The following is a 19,364-nucleotide window of genomic DNA, read 5'->3' on the forward strand; positions in this document are numbered from 1 at the left end:
AAAAAACATCTGCTATTTATGCCCTTCACAAGAATAGTTATACTAATTGCTTTATTGTTTAATTTCTTTGGAAGTACCTTAATAGGACAAACTCAATTGTCAACTAAAAAAGAAATTAATAAGTTAATTCTGAGCGCAACGAAATTGCGAGAATCGGGTAATTTTGAAAAATCTTTATTGATTTCAAGAATTGCGTTGCGTAATGCAATAGCAATTAAAGACAACGAACTTATAGCTAACAACTATAAAAATGTTGCGGCAAATTTTAATGAATTAATGGAATTTGATAAAGCTATATTTTATTATAATAAAGCCTTAATCTTTGCTAATCTTACAAATAATGATTCCATAAAGGAAAAAATAAATAATAATTTAGGGAATATATATTGCTTTGAAAAAAGGAAATACGAAAAAGGTATTGAATTTTATAAAAAGGCGTTAGAATTTAGTGAAAAAATCCCCGATTCTTCTCAGATGGCAATGACCAATCTGAATATTACATGGGCTTATTTTGATATTGGTTCTTATAAAGAAGGCAAGAATAATTTAAAATTTTTAAACTGGTATCATAATAAACATGAAGATAGTTCTACAATTGTAGTTCTTAAGATGCTCAATGGGATGTATCATAGCTATAAAAATGAAAATGATATAGCGAATAGATGTTTTCAAGAGGCAATTAAGTTAGGGCAAGAACAGGACAATAAGACGGACTTGTCTTATGCTCATTTAGAATATTCTAAGTTTTTATTAAAACAGAAAGAATATAAAAATGCATACGATAATTTAGCACTTTATAATCGTTTAACGGAGGAAATGTTTACTGAAGTAAAGTCGGTTAAAGCTAATATTGAAGGCGTCAATTTTGAATTGGATGAATACAAAAGGACAATTGATAAAATAGAAAATGAAAAAGATTTACAATTTAAAAGTTTAAAAAAATCGAGAGTTATTGTATTACTTTTTATTATAGTGTTGTTTGTATTGTTACTTTTTCTTAATTCTTTAATTAAAAATAATAAATACAGAAGAAAGTCTAATTTAGATTTAATGCATGCCAATGAGGAGTTGATTGTTGCAAATAAAAAAGCAGAGGAATTATCTCTTCTTAAAACACAGTTTGTATCAACCATAAGTCATGAGCTTAGAACTCCTTTATATGGAGTAGTCGGAATTACTGATTTACTTCTGGAAGAACATAAAGAACTTGCTTTAGGTCCCCATTTGAATTCCTTAAAATTTTCTGCAAGATATTTACTGTCGTTGGTAAATGATATTCTCCAAATTAATAAAATTGAAGAAAATAAGATTGTTTTAGAATATTTAACCTTTAGTATATCGGATGAATTAAATATGATCAAAAACTCCCTTTCTTTTATTGCCCAAAAGAATAATAATGAAATAACTGTAGAGATTGATCCTTTGATTCCAGACAGCTTAATTGGAGATAAATTGAGGTTTGCTCAAATTCTTATGAATTTAGTTGGTAATGCATTGAAATTCACTAATAATGGAGAGGTGCAGATTATTGTAAAACAACTAAAAGTAAGGGGTAATATGCATACTCTTGAATTTAGTATAATAGATAACGGTATAGGTATTGCTCCAATTGATATAGATAAAATTTTTGATAAATTTGTTCAAGTTGGAAGAAAAGAAATGGATTATCAAGGAACAGGTCTTGGTTTATCTATTGTTAAAAGGTTATTAGAATTGTTTGGAAGTGATATTGCTGTAGAAAGTGAGTTGGGAAAAGGAACTACTTTTGCTTTTGTTATCGATTTTGAATATGATATGGTTAAAACAGCCGAAATTATCAGCGATATTCAAGTAGATTTAACTTCTATTCAGGTATTCAATGTACTCGTTGTTGAAGACAATCACATAAACCAAATCATTACAAAAAAGACACTAGAAAGGAATAATTATTCCTGTACTGTTGTAGAAGATGGGTATGCAGCTTTAGAAATTTTAAATAAAGTGGAATTTGATGTCATTTTGATGGATATAAACATGCCATTAATAAATGGTTTTGAAACTTCAAGAAGGATTAGACAAAAAGGAATTGAAATACCTATAATTGCTTTAACCGCTTTTGATAAAAATGAAATTACTGATGAAGCAATTGCTGTAGGAATGAATGATATTATTGTAAAACCCTTTGAGCCGGTGCAATTATTTAAAATTATAAACTGCCATATACAAAAAGTAAAAAGTGTTGTGTAATACCAACGCTTTTCTTTAAATTATGAAAACAATTTTTTAAGCTATATTTTAACTAAAAAAAAACACTTTTTAACTCAAGGTTAAAAAGTGTTTTTTTACATTTTAAAGAAAACAAAAAGGGGTTAATACCAACGTTTTTTATTTTGTTTTGAAGCATCGGATTTTCTCGATTTATGGGCTCCACCACTTCTATTTGAGTTTTTTTGTGCGGCTGGGGCTGTTCCTGGACTTCCAGAATGCCATGGATACGGATGGTCACTAATGGTTTGAACATTTACTTTTATTAATTTTTGAATGTCTTTCCAATAATCATGTTCGTCTTTGCTACAAAATGAAATGGCAATTCCACCATTTCCTGCACGACCTGTTCTACCTATTCGATGAACGTAAGTCTCAGGGATATTTGGTAAATCAAAATTGATTACAAAAGGCAATTGGTCAATGTCAATCCCTCTCGCAGCAATATCTGTCGCTACCAGCACACCAACTTCTTTGTTTTTGAAAGCTTCTAGCACTCGTTGTCTCGCATTTTGAGATTTGTCACCGTGTATGGCTTCGGCAGCGATATTGTTTTTTCTCAATGCTTTTACCACATTATCTGCTCCGTGCTTTGTTCTTGAAAAAACGAGAACATTAGATAGATTATCATTTTTGATTAAATGGTATAGTAAGTTTCTTTTTTCTGTTTTATCAACAAAATAAACACGTTGTTCCACATTTTCTGCAGTTGATGATACAGGAGAAACCGTTACTGTTTCTGGGTCTGTAAGGAACATTTCGGCCAATTCTCTAATAGCCATTGGCATCGTAGCCGAAAAGAAAAGCGTTTGCCTGTTTTTTGGCGTCAGCTTTACAATTTTCTTTACATCATTTACAAATCCCATGTCAAGCATTTGGTCTGCTTCGTCAAGAACTAAAGTATGCAAGTGATCTAAATCAATAAAACCTTGTTTATGCAAGTCAAGAAGTCTTCCTGGCGTTGCAATTACAATATCAACGCCATTTTTAAGAGCGTCTACTTGTGGATTCTGAGAAACTCCTCCAAAAAGAGTTAGTTGTGTCAAATTGGTGTATTTTCCATAAGTGTCAAAACTTTCCCCAATTTGTACCGCTAATTCTCTAGTCGGGGTAACAATTAGCGCACGAATTACCTTTGCTTTTTTTGTAGAACCTACTATTCGGTGTAATTGATGTATAATTGGAATAGCAAAAGCTCCTGTTTTTCCTGTTCCTGTTTGAGCGCAACCTATTAAATCTTTTCCTGCTAATACTAGTGGGATAGATTGTTCTTGAATAGGTGTTGCGGTTATGTAGCCTTCTTCAAATACGGCTTTTTGTATACTTTTTGAGAGTGATAAATCTTCGAATAACATAAATAATAAATTAAAAATCTTGTAAACTGTACAAAACTGTGGCAAAGATAGTCTTAATTAATTTATAAAAAGAATCCGCTCTTGTTCATAACAAAGAGCGGATATCTAGTTAAACATCGGAATGTTTATTTTTTAAAATTTAAAAATAGTGGCTTTTAGTACTCACTTTTAGGAATAGAAACAATTTAATTACACTTGATGTATTGATTTTAGACACAGCTTTTACAAATTAGTACAGATTAATTTGGGATAACGGTGTTTGCTTTTTTAAAGACGTTTGCCTTGTGATTTTAGAACACTTTTTCCTCTTTTTCTTCCTCTTTTCTATTAACTAGGTAGAACACTATCGGCAAGACAGTAAAAGAAAGTAACATGCAAAATAGTAAGCCCCCCACAATCATAATCGCTAACGGTTTTTGAATTTCAGACCCCATTCCGTTTGAGATGGCGGCAGGCAAAAGTCCAACAGCTCCCATTAAGGCAATCATGACTACGGGTCTAATTCTACTGTATACCCCATGTGATATTGCTTCTTTTAAAGGTATCCTGTCTCTAAGATTTTGTCTCATAACCCCTATCAGTACAATACCGTCGATAGTGGCTACACCAAACAGTATAATAAATCCTATTCCTGCTGATATCCCGAATGTGGTTCCTGTAATCCAGAGTGATAAGAACCCTCCTATAAAAGCAAAAGGAATGGTAAGAGCCGCAACGAGTGTATCTTTCAAATTGCCAAAATTCATATACAATAATAACAGAATAAGGGAGAGCGAGATCGGGATAACGTAGGACAATTGCTTGGCGGCTCTTTCTTTACTTTCAAATTCACCTGCCCACTCCATTTTGTTCGCTTTTGGGAGTTTTACTTCTTTGTTTACTTTGGCACGAGCTTCAGCAATAGTACTTTCTAGGTCTCTTCCCTCAATACTGAACCCCACACCGATATACCTACTGTTTCCTTCTCTATAGATAAAGGCAGGTCCGGTATGAAAATCGATAGTCGCGATTTCCTTGAGGGGGATGTTTTTGCCATCCATTGATGGAATAAGGATATCCCCAATCTTTTGTTCGGAGTCTCTGTAATTTTGTTGGAACCGCAGTCGAACATCAAATGTTTTTTCATTTTCATAAAAAATAGTGGCGGCTTGCCCGCCAATAGCCATGGATAGAACAGCTTGCGCATCGGCAGTGGTTACCCCGTATTTAGACATTTTAGCATCGTGCAGTTGAATACGCAACTCAGGGAGACCAATGTTTTTATAGACATTAATATCCTCTATTCCATCAACCGTTTTTATTGAGTTTGCCACTTCATTGGCCATTTTCTCTAATTCAAACAAATCGTCGCCGAATATTTTAATAACTAAAGCGCTTTTTACCCCAGCTACATATTCTTCTACGTTATCCTGTATCGGTTGACTAAACCCGAAGTTGATACCTGGATATTCATTCAGTTGTGTGCGTATTTCAGTGAGTAATTGTTCTTTGGTAATTGACCTTGTCCAGTCTGCTTCGGGTTTTAATTGCATGTGAAACTCTATATTGAAGAAACCTGTAGGATCGGTACCATCATTTGGCCTGCCCGTTTGTGTTAAAACAAATTGGACTTCCTCAAATTTTTGTAATTTCTCTTTCATTTCTTTACCTAGTCGTACGGATTCGTCCAAGTTTATATTGTTGGGTAAGGTGGCTCTTATGTATATGGCTCCTTCGTTTAATTTGGGCAAAAATTCAGAACCATAGTTCTTGAATTGAACAGCGCAAACAACTAGAATAACCACAAAACTAGAGAGTGTTATTTTTTTATGGTTGTTGCTCCAAGAAAATAATCGATACAAATTATTCCTGAAGAAACGAGAGATAAAGTTCTCTTTTTCGACTATGTTTTTGGTCAAAAGCACTTTGCACATGGCAGGCACATAAGTCAAACTAAGAATTAGTGAACCTAATAATGCATATCCGAGGGTAAAGGCCAAAGGAGAAAACATTTTTCCTTCTACTTTTTGGAAAGAGAAAATTGGCAATAAGGCGACAATCAATATAATTAAGGCAAAGAAAATATAAGTAGCTACCTTTCCAGCACTCTTTTTGATGATCCCCATTTTTGAGATGGTATTGAAACGTTGCATTCCCAATTGGTGTGCTTTTCTCTCCAAACTAACAAAGACCTGCTCCACAATGACCAGAGTTCCTTCGAGTAGGAGTCCAAAATCTAAAGCTCCCATAGAGATAAGATTGGCAGGCAGACCTTGTATTCGTAGCATTATGATTGCAAACAAAAAGGACAACGGAATTACCGAAGCAACGATTATGGTGGTTCTCCAATTGTATAAAAAGATAAATACAATAATAGAAACGAGCACTATTCCTTCGAGCAAGTTTTTGGTTACGGTGTGAACGGTGGTGTTTACGAGTTCGGTTCTGTCGATTACGGGAACTATTTGTACATTTTTGGGCAATATACGCTCATTAAGTTCCGTAATACGTTCTTTTAGTTTTTGGATTACAACGCTAGGGTTTTCTCCACGGAGCATAATAACAATACCCTCTACAACATCGGAGTTATTGTCTAGCCCGACTTGGCCTAATCTTGGTTTGGCGGCTATTTTTATTTCGGCTACATGTTTTACCAGTATAGGCGTGCTTCCTTTTGTTTTGATTAGAATATTGCCAATATCATCTACATTGTCTAATAGTCCCACTCCACGAACAACGTAGGCCTGATTCCCTTTTTTAATAACATCACCCCCAACATTGATATTGCTCTTGGAGACCGCCTCATACACATCGAGAGGCGAGAGGTCATAATTCACTAATTCAGTCGGGTTGATTTGAATTTCATATATTTTTTCTTCACCTCCAAAACTGACAACATCGGCAACGCCAGGAACAGAGACCAACTCCCGTTCAATAGTCCAATCTTGGATAGACGTTACTTCTTTTATAGGCAGGTCACTTTTTATGATATATCTAAATATTTCTCCGGTGGCTCCAGAGGGAGGTTCAATACTGGCATCGGCACCCTCAGGGAGTTCTATAGATGCCATTCTGTTGGAGGCGTATTGTTGGGCGTAGAAATCATCAACATCATCATCAAAAAGCACCGTAATTACCGACAGCCCAAAAAGAGAAATAGAACGGACTTCCGCTTTTTTTGGTATCGTATTCATTTGTTTAGAAATAGGAAGCGTGATAAACTTTTCTATCTCTTCGGCACTTCTTCCAGGCCATTGCGTGATGATGCGTGCTCGGGTATTGGTTACATCCGGGAAGGCTTCTATAGGCGTGTGTATGTAGCTTATAATACCTCCTATAAGTAATAATCCTGTGAGAAAGAATATAACTATAGAATTCTTAAGCGAAAAAGCCACTATGTTTTTTACAAATTTTTGCATTTGGATAAAGAGTTTTTAGTTAATGGCGTCGTTCTTAATTTGTTCGTAGATTAACAAATGGTTGTTAGTAATGATCTTTTTGCCTTCAAGCTCATTCTGATCGATAAAAACCCAATCTTCATTTTTTGTTATCGGCTTTATCGGAATGGTTTCAATTTTGGAATCATTGGTATAAAGAACAATGTAGTGTTGATTGTTATCAAAAATAACGGCGTTTTTGGGTACGGCAATAGCAGTTTGTTGACTGGCTTTATGGGCAATAATATCTGCAGACATTCCTGGCTTTAATTTTAAATCTTTGTTTTGCATGACTACTCTAGCCTTTAAAACATGTTCTTCAGAATCGAATACCTTTGATAGCGCGGTTATTTTTCCATTAAAAACGGTATCAGGATAGGATAATGTTTTAATTTTCACTTCCATCCCCTCTTTTATATGTTGCATGTTACCAGCATAAATATTAATCATAACCCAAACTTCACTTAAATCCGAAATAGTGAATAAGGTTTCGTCGCTACTATTAATCTGCATGCCATTACTTAAATTTTTGGTAACAATGTACCCATTTGCAGGAGATTTTATTTGAATTACCCCACGTTGGGTATCGGCACTAAAAAGACTAAGGTTCGCAATGATGTTTTGTAGTGAAGCTTTTGTAGCGTTTACTTCGCTTTGTGCAGTTATCAATTCTTTTTGAGAAGCAATGCCATCATGAAACATAGTTTGTGTTGCCGAGAGTGCATTTTGAGCGACTAATAATTGGGATTCCAAGGTTTTTTTCTGAGATTGAAGTTCGTTTAACTCTGTACTTTTCATCTCTGCCAAAACTTGCCCTTTTTTTACGTAGTCGCCTAAAGAAAAATAGGAATTCGTAATCACACCGCTGTATAGACTCACATATTGAATCAGTTTATCCGAATTATAAGTGATGTTTCCAGTCAGAGTGAGCGGTTCACTTATTGGTTGTTTGGACAATGTTTTGATGCTAATCTTTGATTTTAGCTCTTGATTTAGAGAAAAAGGGGCTGTTTCTTTTACAGATGTATCTTTAGGATGACAGCTAGAGAGTAATAATACTATTGAAGCAGGAAAAATGAGATTGCGCATGATAGTTGTTTTTAATGTTATATTCGTTCTTATATTTCTTTTCCAATAACCCATTTGAGTTGTTCAAAATGTTCATTGAGTTCTTTTGTAGCGTCGAGAATTATTTTTTTATTTTCTAAATAGGCATCCACAAAGTCAAGATATTCGATCATGCTCAGATTTCTTTGAGTGAAGTTTTTTAGGTGGTTGTCTAGCAATGAATCGAGTTCGTCTTCATAAGTAGAGGCGATATTGCGAAGTAGGGATTTAGTGGTCCATAGATCGTTATATACTTGGATTACTTCGGATTGTGTTTCGTTATTTTTCTGTTCCGTTGCAATTTTACTTTTTTCAATACCAATTTTTGCCGATTTAATGTTTCCTTGGTTTCTGTCAAAAAATGGGATGTCGAAACTCAGCCCGAGCCCTACGAAATCATTCATAATATTTCCCCCACGGTCATAACCTGCTTTGAAGGTTAAATCTGGAACTCTTTGCGCTTTTTCGTACTGATGCATTTTAGAAGCATACGTTTCTTCTAAATGAGTCATCTTTAAATCGGGTCTGTTTTCTAAAGCCAGTTGAATTAGTGAATCAATGTTGGTTGCTTCTATTTTTTGCATATCGGGTGTGAATCCCTCTGGGGTGATATAAAGGGTTAATGCAGGAGAAAGACCCATCAATATTTTGAGTTCTTTCTGTAATTCATTATTTGTTTTTTGTAAATCGTTTATCTCTTTTAGGAAAGCCAATTCAGAAGCCTTTAGCCTAATGAATTCGCTTCTGCTGATAACACCATTATCGACTTGTTTCTGGTAGTTTTTTAATAAATTTTGAAAGGCATTTAATTGTTTGGCATAAATGGATTGTTCCGCCTGTGTGTGTTGAAGTTGAGTGAGATTATTTCTGAATTCTAGTTTTAAATTCCTTAAAAAATCCTCAAAATACTGTTGGCTTATCTCAAGGCTCACTTTGTCAAGATCTATCATTTTTTTTCTCTTTCCAGCCGTGGTAACTAATTGTTCCAGTTCGACAGAAATTTGGGATTTTGTGCCAAAACCTCTATAAAGTGGCGGTAATGTACCTTGTTGAGAGCTTGTTGACCAAAGATTAACTTGATCAACGCTCAACGTTGGGTTGGGCCATAGTTTAGATTGAATGATTTTGGTAGCCGCTTGATCTATGTTTAATCTTTCGGAGATCAGTGATAGATTTTTTTCTAAAAATAAATTTTCAGATTGGGCTCGGCTAAGCTTTAGAGTATCCTTGCGGATGCTATTTTGGGCCATTAGGGAATTAAGCCCCAGAAGAAGCAATAATGATGAGGTTGTAATGCGCATAAAACTAGTCTTTTTTTGTTAGGGCAAAACTATAGGGTAAAGATTATAGCTTTGTTTAACTTAGATTAGAAATAGTTAAATACTAAATTAGAAAACAATTAGAGTTTTGGAAAATACAATTCGACAAGTGTCCCTTTATTTTCTTCGGAGGTAATAGAAAAAAGGATGTTATTTTGTTTTAATACGACAGTAGTTAAGGAAAGTCCTAAACCACTTCCTTTTATATTATCACTATTTTTGCCTCTATAAAAGGCTTGATGTATGTGTTTTAGATCCTCGGGAAGGATGCCTATACCGTAATCTTGAATAGCAATTTTTAATTGTTGGTCTTTTTCTTCAAGAGTGATTTCCACTGGATTTTCATCCGAATATTTAAGGGCATTTTCTATAAGATTGTATAGAGCGAGTTGCAACTGTGCTTCACTAGTCTTAATCTTGAGTAGTTCATGGTTTTTAATTTTAAGATGGACTTGAATTTTTTTAGAACAATAAACCAGACCCATTTTGTCGTTAATATTCCAAATTAATTCATCAATTCTGAAATACTCTTTTTCGTACTTTATAGATTTTAATCCGGAAATCATCATTAAAGTGTTTAATATTTCCTCGATGCAATATACATTTTGGAGTGCCTCATCCACTACTTTGTGATACTCCTCGGCGGTTCTTTCTTTTTGGGCAAAAACCTCCAAATGACCCGATATAGCGGCAAGTGGTGTTTTGAACTCATGGGAAACATAATTGATAAAATTTTTTTGAATCGCAAATGTATTGGATAAACGATGGAGTAAATTATTAAAAGTATCTATCAAATCCTGAATTTCATCATTTGAATTGGAGGACTGTATAGGTTTGTCTATAGAATCTAATTCCATTGTGTTGACTTGATTAATAATATTTGTTATCGGTTTGTAGGCAATATTTGAAAGTAAATGGCTTAAAATAAAGACAATTAACAATCCGATTACTAAAACAATAATAAGGATCAGTAATAGTTGATTCGATTGGGTTTGAAAAGGAGTAATGTCGGATTTAGTGACAACTACAAAATCACCTTGGTTATCCCGATAGAAATGGGCTGCGTAATAATAATGGTCTTTTTCAAAGCTTAACTTTTTTTGGTGTCTGGCTTTGTTCAAAAGTTGGTTGGTAATAATAATATCAGATTGCTTATCACCGTATTGAATAAGGTTGTTTTTGTCGTATATCTGAACTTGAGTATGCTGTAAATGATCAATAAATTGTTGCTTTATTAGGCTGTGTTTTTTTTGGGAAAGTTCATCTTTTTCTAAATAGTAAACTCCAGCTAAAACATTTGTTTTTTCCAATTCATGAAGAACTATTTTTTTTGAACTGTTATAAAATACAAAATATACAACGATAGCCGCAACGGTAAAGGCGATACCAAAGCTTAATGAAGTAATGAGGGTTAGTTTGTCTCTTATTTTCATTTTTATTCTTTAAGCATATAGCCAGTTCCCTTTATGGTGTAGATTAATTTTTGCGAATTTTCGTCAATTTTACTTCTCAAATAGGAAATATAGACATCTACAATATTGGTGTTATTATCATAATTAATCCCCCAAACAGCGTTTAAAATTTGTGTCCTGGAAACTACTTTGTTTTTGTTTTCAAGCAAAAATAAAAGTAATTTATATTCTCTTGGCGATAAGTCTATAATAGTGTCATCTTGCGTAACAGCGTGTTCTTCTAGGTTGACTTTTAAATTATGGCAAAAATAAATTTGTTCTTTTTTTTGATAATTAAATTTAGTACGACGGGTAAGGGCATTAATTCGGGAGATTAATTCCTGGAAATGAAAAGGTTTTACCAAATAATCATCTGCACCACTATCCAGTGCCATTATTTTATCATCGGTAGCATCAAGAGCACTTAGAATTAGAATAGGAGTGTTGTTTTTTTTGAATCGAATCATTTTTGTGAGTTGAATTCCATCAATCCCGTCCAGCATAATATCCATTAAAATTAAATCCCATTCATTAGCTGCAATTAATTCCCGAGCGAGTTCTCCTGTAGCAGCAAGGCTTACCGAAAAATTATTTTCTTCCAGTCCTTTAATTATAAAGTCACTAATACGACTGTCGTCCTCAACGAGAAGAATATTCATTTTTAGCTTTTTAGTGTTAGCGGATTAAATTTTATCAGAAGTTGCGGCTTTTATAAAATCAGTAACCAAATAGCCAATTAATTTTCCAATCAAATGATTATTTTTTTCTTCACCTAAATCGGGTGCGCCTTCGCAAATATGGAGATAGGTTGCATTTTTGTTTTTTGCGAAATAAGTAACAAATTGGCGAAGTTCCTCAATAGAAAACCCACTTAAGGTCATGGCACTACTGGCAATGTTTGGTATGGCATCCAAATCGATTTCTATTCCGTAACTGTCATTTTTTATGAATTCTAAAGCGTTAACCATTTCCTGGTTAAAATCTTTTTCTTTTCGGATGTTTACGCTATCGTAAGTATTGTAGCGAACGCGATCTTCAATTTTCTTTATAATATCCAAAACACTTTTGGAAGTGTAGTTCTCATGCAATCCGAAAATAAAATATTTTTTCAAAAAGCCTTCCTCAAAAGCATAAGAAAAACCATTTCCGCTATGACGACCTTCAAGTATCCTAAAGTCAGAATGGGCGTCAAAATTTATGGCGTTTATGGCTTTACCTTTTGCAAGGGCAGATCCTTTGATATTTCCGTAGGCATTGTTATGACCTCCGCCTATTACGATAGGGATTTTTCCAGATTGAACAATTTTACATATAATATGAGAAACTTCTTTATCAATTTTAACCACCAATTGGCTCAATTTAGAACGATCATCAACATCATTAAAATCTAAGTTTTCGACTTCTTTCATTTCCTGGCTAACGTCAAGTTGACCCAAAACGATAATTTGATTGCCTTTAGAAAAACGATTGTGTTGAATATTAGCGATGCTTTTGATAGCACTATCCCATGCAGATGCCGCTCCTGGTCTTCCAAAATTGGCTCTTACCCCAATGTCTTCGGGGATACCAAACAAAACGAATTTTGCATCGCATGATTTCAAGAAGGCTATAGGATCTGTATCCTTAGGTATTGTAAGCATTTTTTCGCCAAACTTTATTTCGCCACTTCTGTGGTTTGTTATTTTGGCCAGGTCGTTAATACTGAATGTGATAAGTTTTTCCATAAAAATATATTTCCCAAAAATAATATAATTGTGCATACTTGCGTTATATATATTATTAAATTTGTTTAAACAATATATATTTTAACATGGAAAATCAAAAAAGTAATTCAAGTCTAAAAGCTGTTATAGCAGTTTTAGCTATTTTATTAGTAGGAAGTCTAGTTTATATTTTCAAAATGTCCTCGGAAGTTGAATCGGTTCATACTGAAATAACAAAAACTAGTTCTGAAAAAGAATCAGTAATGAAAGATTTACAAGACTTAAAGACTACTTATGACGCTGCAATTGCAGAAAATACATCTATGTCTGAGGAATTAATTCAGGAAAGAGACAAAGTAGTAAAATTGATGGATGATCTAAAAAAATCAAATGGTGATGTTTCTAGATTTAGAGGTCAAATGAAAGCTCTTCAGGGGAATATGAAAGTTTTGATGGCTGAAAATGAAGGATTAAAAAAACAAAATACAACTTTGACTATTCAACGTGACAGTACGGTTGTTGTTTTGGGAGAATCCAAAAAATTCAATGAAGTTTTAGTGGGACAAAATGAAGATCTAGCCAAAACAGTTGAAAAAGGATCTAAATTATCTGTTTTGAACTTACAAACTGCAGCTTATAAATTAAAAAGCTCAGGAAAAGAAATTGCAACAGATAAAGCAAGTAGAGCTAATGTTCTTAAAATAAGCTTTACTATTGCTGAAAATTCAATTGCAAAATCAGGGGATAAAGATTATTATGTACAAGTAATGGACAGCAAAAATAATGTTTTAGGTGATGCTAAAACCATTACTTTTGGAGACAAAGATTTGAAATATAGTTTTGTTTCTAGTGTAAAATATGAAAATAAAACAGTTCAAGTTTCTCAGGATTTAGCTGGAAAAAACTTTGAAAAAGGAATGTACACCGTAAATGTTTTCGATAAAGATCAATTGGTTTCTTCAACTAATTTCTCTTTGAGATAATTTTTTTTTTCTAAATTTTCATAAAAGGAGCTTTTAGCTCCTTTTTTTTATACAAAAACTTTTTTACAGCTTAAAGAGATTATAAAATAAAATTCACTATTGCTATAAAGGTGGTTGCCGTTTTAATGATAAAATTTTATTGGAACTTCCAATCTAATGAATAATGAATAAAGAGATAATAACTTACTTATTTATTATATTTTATGTGTATTTTTGTGTAAAATACACAAAATTATAATTTTTTGTATTTTTTTACGTTTTGTATGAAATATTAAATTGTAATTTATGAAAGTTGATTATTCATCAAGGTCTCTAAAAATTGTTTGCCTTGTCTTAGTTGTAGTGTTATTAATTTCTTTATGTTGTGGTTATGTCTTTTACGATCATTACAAATCAAATTCTATTATAGTTAATATTGAAAAACAATTAATAATAAAGGACTTAAAGAATACACAAAATAAACTTGAATTCGCTGCGGCTGAAAATAAAACATTAAACACTGAATTAGTTTTAGAAAGACAAAAAGTAAGTGCGCTTCTCGAAGAAATTGGAAACGCTAATTTTGACATATCATCTGTAATAAAATACAAAAACGAAGTTTTAAGATTGAATAAGGTTGTTCTGAATTTGAAAAAAGAAAATAGTAAACTTTCTAAAATCAATGATAGCTACAAAAGACAAAGAGACAGTACGATACTTGTGTTGGGTAATTCAAAAAAATATAAAGATAGCTTATCAGCAATCAAAGAAAATTTATTCAAAACAATTAAAAATGGTTCTAAATTTGTAGTTTTAAATTTAAAAGTTGAGCCGTTAAATCAACAAAAAATAAAAGAAGCCGTAGTTACCTATAAAGCAAGTCAAGTAAATCTTTTGAAAGTCAGTTTTAGTATTTTAAGCAATAAATTGGATAGACCTTATTCAAAACAATATTATATTCAAATTATAGATAAAGAGAATAATATAATTGGGTTAAATAAATCAAAGAAATTTGGAAACTCGGTATTGTATTATAGTTGTTTAACAGACGGCAGAATAGAAAAGGAAAATGAAAGTGTACCTGTTACAGAATATATATTAGGAGAAAATTTATTAAAAGGGATGTATTATATAAATATTTTTGACAAAGATGAGTTAGTTTCTAAGTCTACTTTTACATTGATATAAAAATGACAAATTTTAAAATAAAAAAGAGGAACAGTTTGTTCCTCTTTTTTATTTTAAAATTTGTCCATTAAGAATTACACTATCTATTAAATTGCTGCCAAACGCATACGGCAATTGATAATAGGAGGGAATCGATTTAGTGATAATAAGATTGGCTTTTTTTCCTATTGTAATACTTCCATGCGTTTCAGAAATTCCCATAGCATAAGCGCCATTTATAGTTGCCGCATTTATGGCTTCTTCAGGAGTCATTTTCATTTTGATACAAGCGGTAGCAACCACAAAATTCATGTTTCCAGATGGAGTAGAACCTGGATTATAATCGGTTGCAAGTGCCAAAGGAAGACCTGCAGCAATCATTTCTCTAGCTGGAGTGTATGGAATACTCAAAAAGTAAGAACAGGATGGTAAAGCCACAGGCATGGTTTCGGTATTCTTTAAGGCTTCTATGTCTTCGGGTTTCATTACTTCAAGATGGTCTACGGAAAGCGCATTGTATTTTACACCCGCTTGGATTCCGCCAATTGAATTGAATTGATTGACATGTATTTTTGGCTTTAAGCCATATTGAATCCCCGCTTCCATAATTTGTTCGGTCTCTTCGACTGTAAAATAACCAGTTTCGCAAAAGGCATCTATAAAATCGGCCAACTTATTTTTGGAAATTTCGGGAAGCATTTCGTTAATAATGCAATCAATATATCCTTTTTTATTGTCTTTGAAAGCAAGAGGGAAGGCGTGAGCTCCAAGAAAAGTAGCTTTTATGGTTATGGGGTAGTTTTGTGATAATTGCTGGATAACTCGCAGCATTTTGAGCTCTCCATCAATTGTTAGTCCATAACCCGACTTAATTTCGACAGCTCCAGTTCCCAGTCGCATTACTTCTTCGAGTCGTGCTTTCGATTGGTTATAAATCTCTTCCTCTGAGGTTTCGTTGAGTTTTTTTGCCGAATTTAAGATTCCACCACCTCGATTTGCGATTTCCTCGTAGGTCATTCCGTTAATGCGATCTACAAACTCTTGCTCGCGATTGCCTGCATACACGATGTGAGTATGACTGTCACACCAAGAAGGTAAAATCATCTTTCCGGCAGCATCGATAGTAGTATCAACGGCAATTTTAGGTAAATTATCCATTGACCCAAAACCAGCAATCAAATCATCTTTGATTAATAAATAGCCATTTTTTAGTGTTGGTAGTACTGCCATCTCGGCACCCGAAACTTTTAAAATAGAAGCTTCTCGAACTTGAAGTAGTTCTTTTATATTTAAGATTAATGTTGTCATTTTATATTTATTCAGAAACCGTTATTTCAAACATTTTATCCCAATTTTTACCAGTTACAAATATGGTTTTTGTTTTTGGGTTGTAGGCAATTCCGTTTAACACATCTTCTGGGGTTACTTTTAGGAATTTGCGCAAACCAGACATATCCAAAATTCCTTCAACTGATCCGTTGTTTGGGTTTACCACTGCAATAGCATCCTTTAAGAAAACATTGGTATAGATTTTGCCATTAATCCATTCCAGTTCATTTACGGCTTTAATTTTTGAACTGCCAGAGTACACATTGATGTTATCGATCATTTTTCGAGTTTTGGGATCTACTTTCCAAATCTTCTCTGTTCCATCTGTTTGATAAATATAGGTGCCATCATTGGTCATTCCCCAACCTTCGATGTCTTTCTCAAAAGTAAAAGTTTTTTCTAGTTTTAATGTAGTAGCATTATAAATGAATCCTGTTTTATTTTTCCATGTTAATTGAAACAATTGATTGTTTATAAAAGTTATTCCTTCTCCAAAGTATTTAGAATCCAAATCGATTTGCTTGTATATCTTTCCTGTTTTGTAATCGTATTTTCTTAAATAAGAAGCTCCTTCTTGTCCGGTACTTTCATATAAGGTGTCTTTATAAAATTCTAATCCTTCTGTAAAGGAATTCGTGTCGTGCGGAAAAGTATTTACAATTTTATAGTTTAATAATTTGGGTTGTACATTCGAAACCAATTCGACTCTTGCAGTTGCTTCTGAGTTCTCGCTACCAAAATAAACTAACGCTTTTAGGTATTGGTAGCCTAGTTTTTGATCTTTCAATTCAAATTTCAGTTGCTCTAAACCTTTTTTCGAACCTACCTTTTTATCGTTGACATAATAGATAATACTATCAATTGTTTTAGAATTTGGGTTCAAAACACCCAAAGAAAGGGCCTCTTCGGATAGGTATTGTGTCTTAAAAGTAGAATTATCGAAGGTAAATATAGAATTTTCACCTTTTTTTGTTGCTTCACAATTTACTAAAGTGATTCCTAATAAAATGATAAATAGGAAGTTATAATTTTTCATAGTTTTAATATTTTAAAAAGCCAATATACAACGATAATTTTAAGGTGCAAAGTTCTTGCAAAGATATAAAAAGATTGTATATTTGCACCGGCAAGTCCTACACGACCAGCTCCTGCAGACTCCCCCAGGATGGGAACATAGCAAGGGTACGTGGTTGAGCGGTGCGATGTAGGTCGCTTGCCATTTTTTTTAAAAAATTATACAAAAGTAGTCTTCCTTCGGGAGGATTTTTTTATTTTTGGACGTTTCTTAAATTAGGTCTCGACTACGTTCGATTTCAATGCCATTAAGTTAAGCCGTTTTGACCGTCACTTCGAGTGATTTTGAATATTAATGCGATAGCTTTAATGTTCAAAATTGTATCGAGAAGTCTTCATAATCCAAGAGTTCTTGATACTTCGTAGAAATTTTCTATCGCAAATTCCTACTCTTCCGATAGCTATCGGAATCGAACTGACGAATCCTTAACCTTAATGACATTGCGCTCGACTTGACAAAACTGTTTACAGTAAAAAAGACATTGACTTATAAATACAGCTATTAATCACAACACTAAACCATGAATAAAGTAGTATTAATTACAGGAGGATCTTCAGGAATAGGGAAGTCTATAGGGGAATTTTTGCATCATAAAGGATTCGTGGTCTATGGCACGAGTAGAAATCCGGAACGTATTCTTAATTCAGTTTTTCCTTTAATAGCTTTAGATGTAAGGGATGTTGCATCTATTCAGTCGGCTGTTGCCAAAGTTATAGGGACTTCTGGAAGACTGGATGTAGTAATTAACAATGCGGGAGTTGGAATCACTGGTCCTTTGGAAGAAATTCCGATGCAAGAAATAAAAAATAATTTTGAAACCAATTTTTTTGGTCCAATTGAAGTCATGAAGGCAGCATTGCCACAAATGCGTAGTCAACAATCGGGGTTGATCATTAATATAACTTCAATCGCAGGATATATGGGCTTGCCTTATCGAAGTATTTATTCGGCATCCAAAGGAGCTTTAGAGTTAATTACCGAAGCATTAAGAATGGAAGTTAAGTCTTTTGGAATACGAATCACCAATATTGCTCCAGGTGATTTTGCGACGAACATTGCCGCAGGGCGTTTTCATGCACCAGTAATTAAAGGTTCAGCTTATGAGGTTCCTTACGGGAATAATCTGAAAACCATGGATGGGCACGTAGATAGTGGAAGTAATCCAAATGAAATGGCAGAAGCAGTTTATGCAGTTATTCAAAACCAAAATCCCAAAATACATTATAAAGTAGGTGCTTTTATGCAAAAGTTCTCAGTTGTATTAAAGAGAATTCTACCAGATAAAGTATATGAAAAAATGCTTATGAATCATTATAAATTGTAAGGTTAGATGAATAGACGATAGACAGATAGAGGATAAAAAAGTAATTTGATTATTCATTTTTCTGAATTGATATTGAAATTGATATTGCAATTGAAATTGATTTCGTAATTTTGCACCGAATTTTTCGAACACACAATTAAATAAATATATTATGAAATTTTTTATTGACACAGCTAATTTAGATCAAATTAAAGAAGCACAAGCATTAGGCGTTTTAGACGGAGTAACGACTAATCCAACTTTGATGGCTAAAGAAGGAATTACAGGAAAAAACAACATCTTGAAACATTATGTTGATATCTGTAATTTGGTTGATGGTGATGTAAGTGCCGAAGTAAATGCACTAGATTACGACGGAATGATTAAAGAAGGAGAGGAATTGGCTGATTTACACGAGCAAATCGTGGTTAAATTACCAATGACTAAAGAAGGAGTAATGGCTGCCAAATATTTTTCTGATAAAGATATTAAAACAAATGTAACTTTAGTTTTTTCTGTTGGGCAAGCTTTATTGGCCGCTAAAGCAGGAGCTACTTATGTTTCTCCATTTATTGGTCGTTTAGATGATGTTTCTACTGATGGTTTAGCTCTTATTGAAGAAATACGTTTGGTTTATGACAACTACGGTTACGAAACTCAAATTCTTGCGGCTTCTGTTCGTCACACTATGCACATTGTAAACTGTGCAAAAATTGGTGCAGATGTTATGACAGGTCCTTTATCTGCTATTTATGGTTTGTTGAAACACCCTTTAACAGATATCGGATTGGCTCAGTTTGTTGCTGATTTCGAGAAAGGGAATAAATAGATTTGAGATTGCTGATTAACTCCCGATAGCTATCGGGACTGATTTTAGATTTCGGTATAAATAAAAACTCCCATTATGCTTAGCAAAATGGGAGTTTTTTTGTT

The 19,364-nt window shown here is 33.4% G+C and carries 14 protein-coding genes and 1 other RNA gene; 6 read left to right on the top strand and 9 right to left on the bottom strand.

All coding sequences use genetic code 11. The features are described from left to right. The first annotated feature begins 96 nt into the window (after positions 1-96). Positions 97-2,226 (top strand): response regulator, encoded by a 2,130-nt coding sequence (locus FNW52_RS12170; protein ID WP_255515587.1) that lies wholly within the window; start codon positions 97-99, stop codon positions 2,224-2,226. A gap of 122 nt (positions 2,227-2,348) precedes the next feature. Here FNW52_RS12170 and FNW52_RS12175 read toward each other — a convergent pair whose 3' ends face one another. The 7 genes from FNW52_RS12175 to FNW52_RS12205 all read right to left on the bottom strand — a co-directional run bounded on the left by FNW52_RS12175 (position 2,349) and on the right by FNW52_RS12205 (position 12,616). Continuing rightward, positions 2,349-3,599 (bottom strand): DEAD/DEAH box helicase, encoded by a 1,251-nt coding sequence (locus tag FNW52_RS12175; protein ID WP_143377745.1) that lies wholly within the window; start codon positions 3,597-3,599, stop codon positions 2,349-2,351. 290 nt (positions 3,600-3,889) lie between these two features. Beyond that, positions 3,890-6,997, bottom strand: a complete 3,108-nt coding sequence (locus tag FNW52_RS12180) for an efflux RND transporter permease subunit (RefSeq protein WP_143377746.1) — start codon at positions 6,995-6,997, stop codon at positions 3,890-3,892. 15 nt (positions 6,998-7,012) lie between these two features. Then, the gene (locus FNW52_RS12185) at positions 7,013-8,104 is read right to left on the bottom strand and encodes an efflux RND transporter periplasmic adaptor subunit (RefSeq protein ID WP_143377747.1); all 1,092 of its coding nucleotides are present in this window, start codon (positions 8,102-8,104) and stop codon (positions 7,013-7,015) included. 29 nt (positions 8,105-8,133) lie between these two features. Then, positions 8,134-9,423, bottom strand: coding sequence for a TolC family protein (locus tag FNW52_RS12190; protein WP_143377748.1), 1,290 nt, complete (start codon positions 9,421-9,423; stop codon positions 8,134-8,136). Positions 9,424-9,521: 98 nt separating this feature from the next. Further along, positions 9,522-10,874, bottom strand: a complete 1,353-nt coding sequence (locus FNW52_RS12195; RefSeq protein WP_143377749.1) for a HAMP domain-containing sensor histidine kinase — start codon at positions 10,872-10,874, stop codon at positions 9,522-9,524. Between the two features lie 2 nt (positions 10,875-10,876). Then, positions 10,877-11,551 carry a response regulator transcription factor gene (locus tag FNW52_RS12200; RefSeq protein ID WP_143377750.1) on the bottom strand — a complete coding sequence of 225 codons (675 nt, stop codon included), beginning with the start codon at positions 11,549-11,551 and terminating at the stop codon, positions 10,877-10,879. A gap of 24 nt (positions 11,552-11,575) precedes the next feature. After that, a complete protein-coding gene (locus FNW52_RS12205) occupies positions 11,576-12,616 on the bottom strand; it encodes a formimidoylglutamase (RefSeq protein ID WP_143377751.1) in 1,041 nt (346 codons plus the stop codon). Between the two features lie 86 nt (positions 12,617-12,702). Between FNW52_RS12205 and FNW52_RS12210 the strand changes: the two genes are divergently transcribed. Both FNW52_RS12210 and FNW52_RS12215 read left to right on the top strand, forming a co-directional pair. After that, positions 12,703-13,578, top strand: coding sequence for a hypothetical protein (locus FNW52_RS12210; protein ID WP_143377752.1), 876 nt, complete (start codon positions 12,703-12,705; stop codon positions 13,576-13,578). Between the two features lie 285 nt (positions 13,579-13,863). Beyond that, entirely contained in the window at positions 13,864-14,745 is an 882-nt protein-coding gene (locus tag FNW52_RS12215) for a hypothetical protein (RefSeq protein ID WP_143377753.1), read from the top strand. Positions 14,746-14,793: 48 nt separating this feature from the next. Here FNW52_RS12215 and hutI read toward each other — a convergent pair whose 3' ends face one another. After that, entirely contained in the window at positions 14,794-16,032 is a 1,239-nt protein-coding gene (hutI, locus tag FNW52_RS12220; RefSeq protein WP_143377754.1) for an imidazolonepropionase, read from the bottom strand. A gap of 7 nt (positions 16,033-16,039) precedes the next feature. Continuing rightward, complete coding sequence (locus tag FNW52_RS12225) at positions 16,040-17,089, bottom strand: glutaminyl-peptide cyclotransferase (protein ID WP_143377755.1); 1,050 nt, start codon at positions 17,087-17,089, stop codon at positions 16,040-16,042. 88 nt (positions 17,090-17,177) lie between these two features. Here FNW52_RS12225 and ffs point away from each other — a divergent pair. The 3 genes from ffs (at position 17,178) to fsa (ending at position 19,260) form a co-directional block, all read left to right on the top strand. Further along, positions 17,178-17,275: signal recognition particle sRNA small type (gene ffs / locus FNW52_RS12230), an RNA gene on the top strand. A 373-nt stretch (positions 17,276-17,648) separates the two neighbouring features. Next, positions 17,649-18,452 (top strand): SDR family oxidoreductase, encoded by an 804-nt coding sequence (locus FNW52_RS12235; protein WP_143377756.1) that lies wholly within the window; start codon positions 17,649-17,651, stop codon positions 18,450-18,452. 151 nt (positions 18,453-18,603) lie between these two features. Continuing rightward, positions 18,604-19,260, top strand: a complete 657-nt coding sequence (gene fsa / locus FNW52_RS12240; RefSeq protein WP_143377757.1) for a fructose-6-phosphate aldolase — start codon at positions 18,604-18,606, stop codon at positions 19,258-19,260. Positions 19,261-19,364: the final 104 nt, after the last annotated feature.

Origin of the sequence: Flavobacterium sp. ZT3R18, assembly GCF_007097385.1 — a bacterium.
Classification (GTDB): Bacteria; Bacteroidota; Bacteroidia; order Flavobacteriales; family Flavobacteriaceae; genus Flavobacterium.

Coding starts and splice junctions, on each gene's coding strand:
- FNW52_RS12175 (WP_143377745.1), bottom strand. CDS start 3,599: ATGTTATTCGAAGATTTATCACTCTCAAAAAGTATACAAAAAGCCGTA.
- FNW52_RS12180 (WP_143377746.1), bottom strand. CDS start 6,997: ATGCAAAAATTTGTAAAAAACATAGTGGCTTTTTCGCTTAAGAATTCT.
- FNW52_RS12185 (WP_143377747.1), bottom strand. CDS start 8,104: ATGCGCAATCTCATTTTTCCTGCTTCAATAGTATTATTACTCTCTAGC.
- FNW52_RS12190 (WP_143377748.1), bottom strand. CDS start 9,423: ATGCGCATTACAACCTCATCATTATTGCTTCTTCTGGGGCTTAATTCC.
- FNW52_RS12195 (WP_143377749.1), bottom strand. CDS start 10,874: ATGAAAATAAGAGACAAACTAACCCTCATTACTTCATTAAGCTTTGGT.
- FNW52_RS12200 (WP_143377750.1), bottom strand. CDS start 11,551: ATGAATATTCTTCTCGTTGAGGACGACAGTCGTATTAGTGACTTTATA.
- FNW52_RS12205 (WP_143377751.1), bottom strand. CDS start 12,616: ATGGAAAAACTTATCACATTCAGTATTAACGACCTGGCCAAAATAACA.
- FNW52_RS12210 (WP_143377752.1), top strand. CDS start 12,703: ATGGAAAATCAAAAAAGTAATTCAAGTCTAAAAGCTGTTATAGCAGTT.
- FNW52_RS12215 (WP_143377753.1), top strand. CDS start 13,864: ATGAAAGTTGATTATTCATCAAGGTCTCTAAAAATTGTTTGCCTTGTC.
- hutI (WP_143377754.1), bottom strand. CDS start 16,032: ATGACAACATTAATCTTAAATATAAAAGAACTACTTCAAGTTCGAGAA.
- FNW52_RS12225 (WP_143377755.1), bottom strand. CDS start 17,089: ATGAAAAATTATAACTTCCTATTTATCATTTTATTAGGAATCACTTTA.
- FNW52_RS12235 (WP_143377756.1), top strand. CDS start 17,649: ATGAATAAAGTAGTATTAATTACAGGAGGATCTTCAGGAATAGGGAAG.
- fsa (WP_143377757.1), top strand. CDS start 18,604: ATGAAATTTTTTATTGACACAGCTAATTTAGATCAAATTAAAGAAGCA.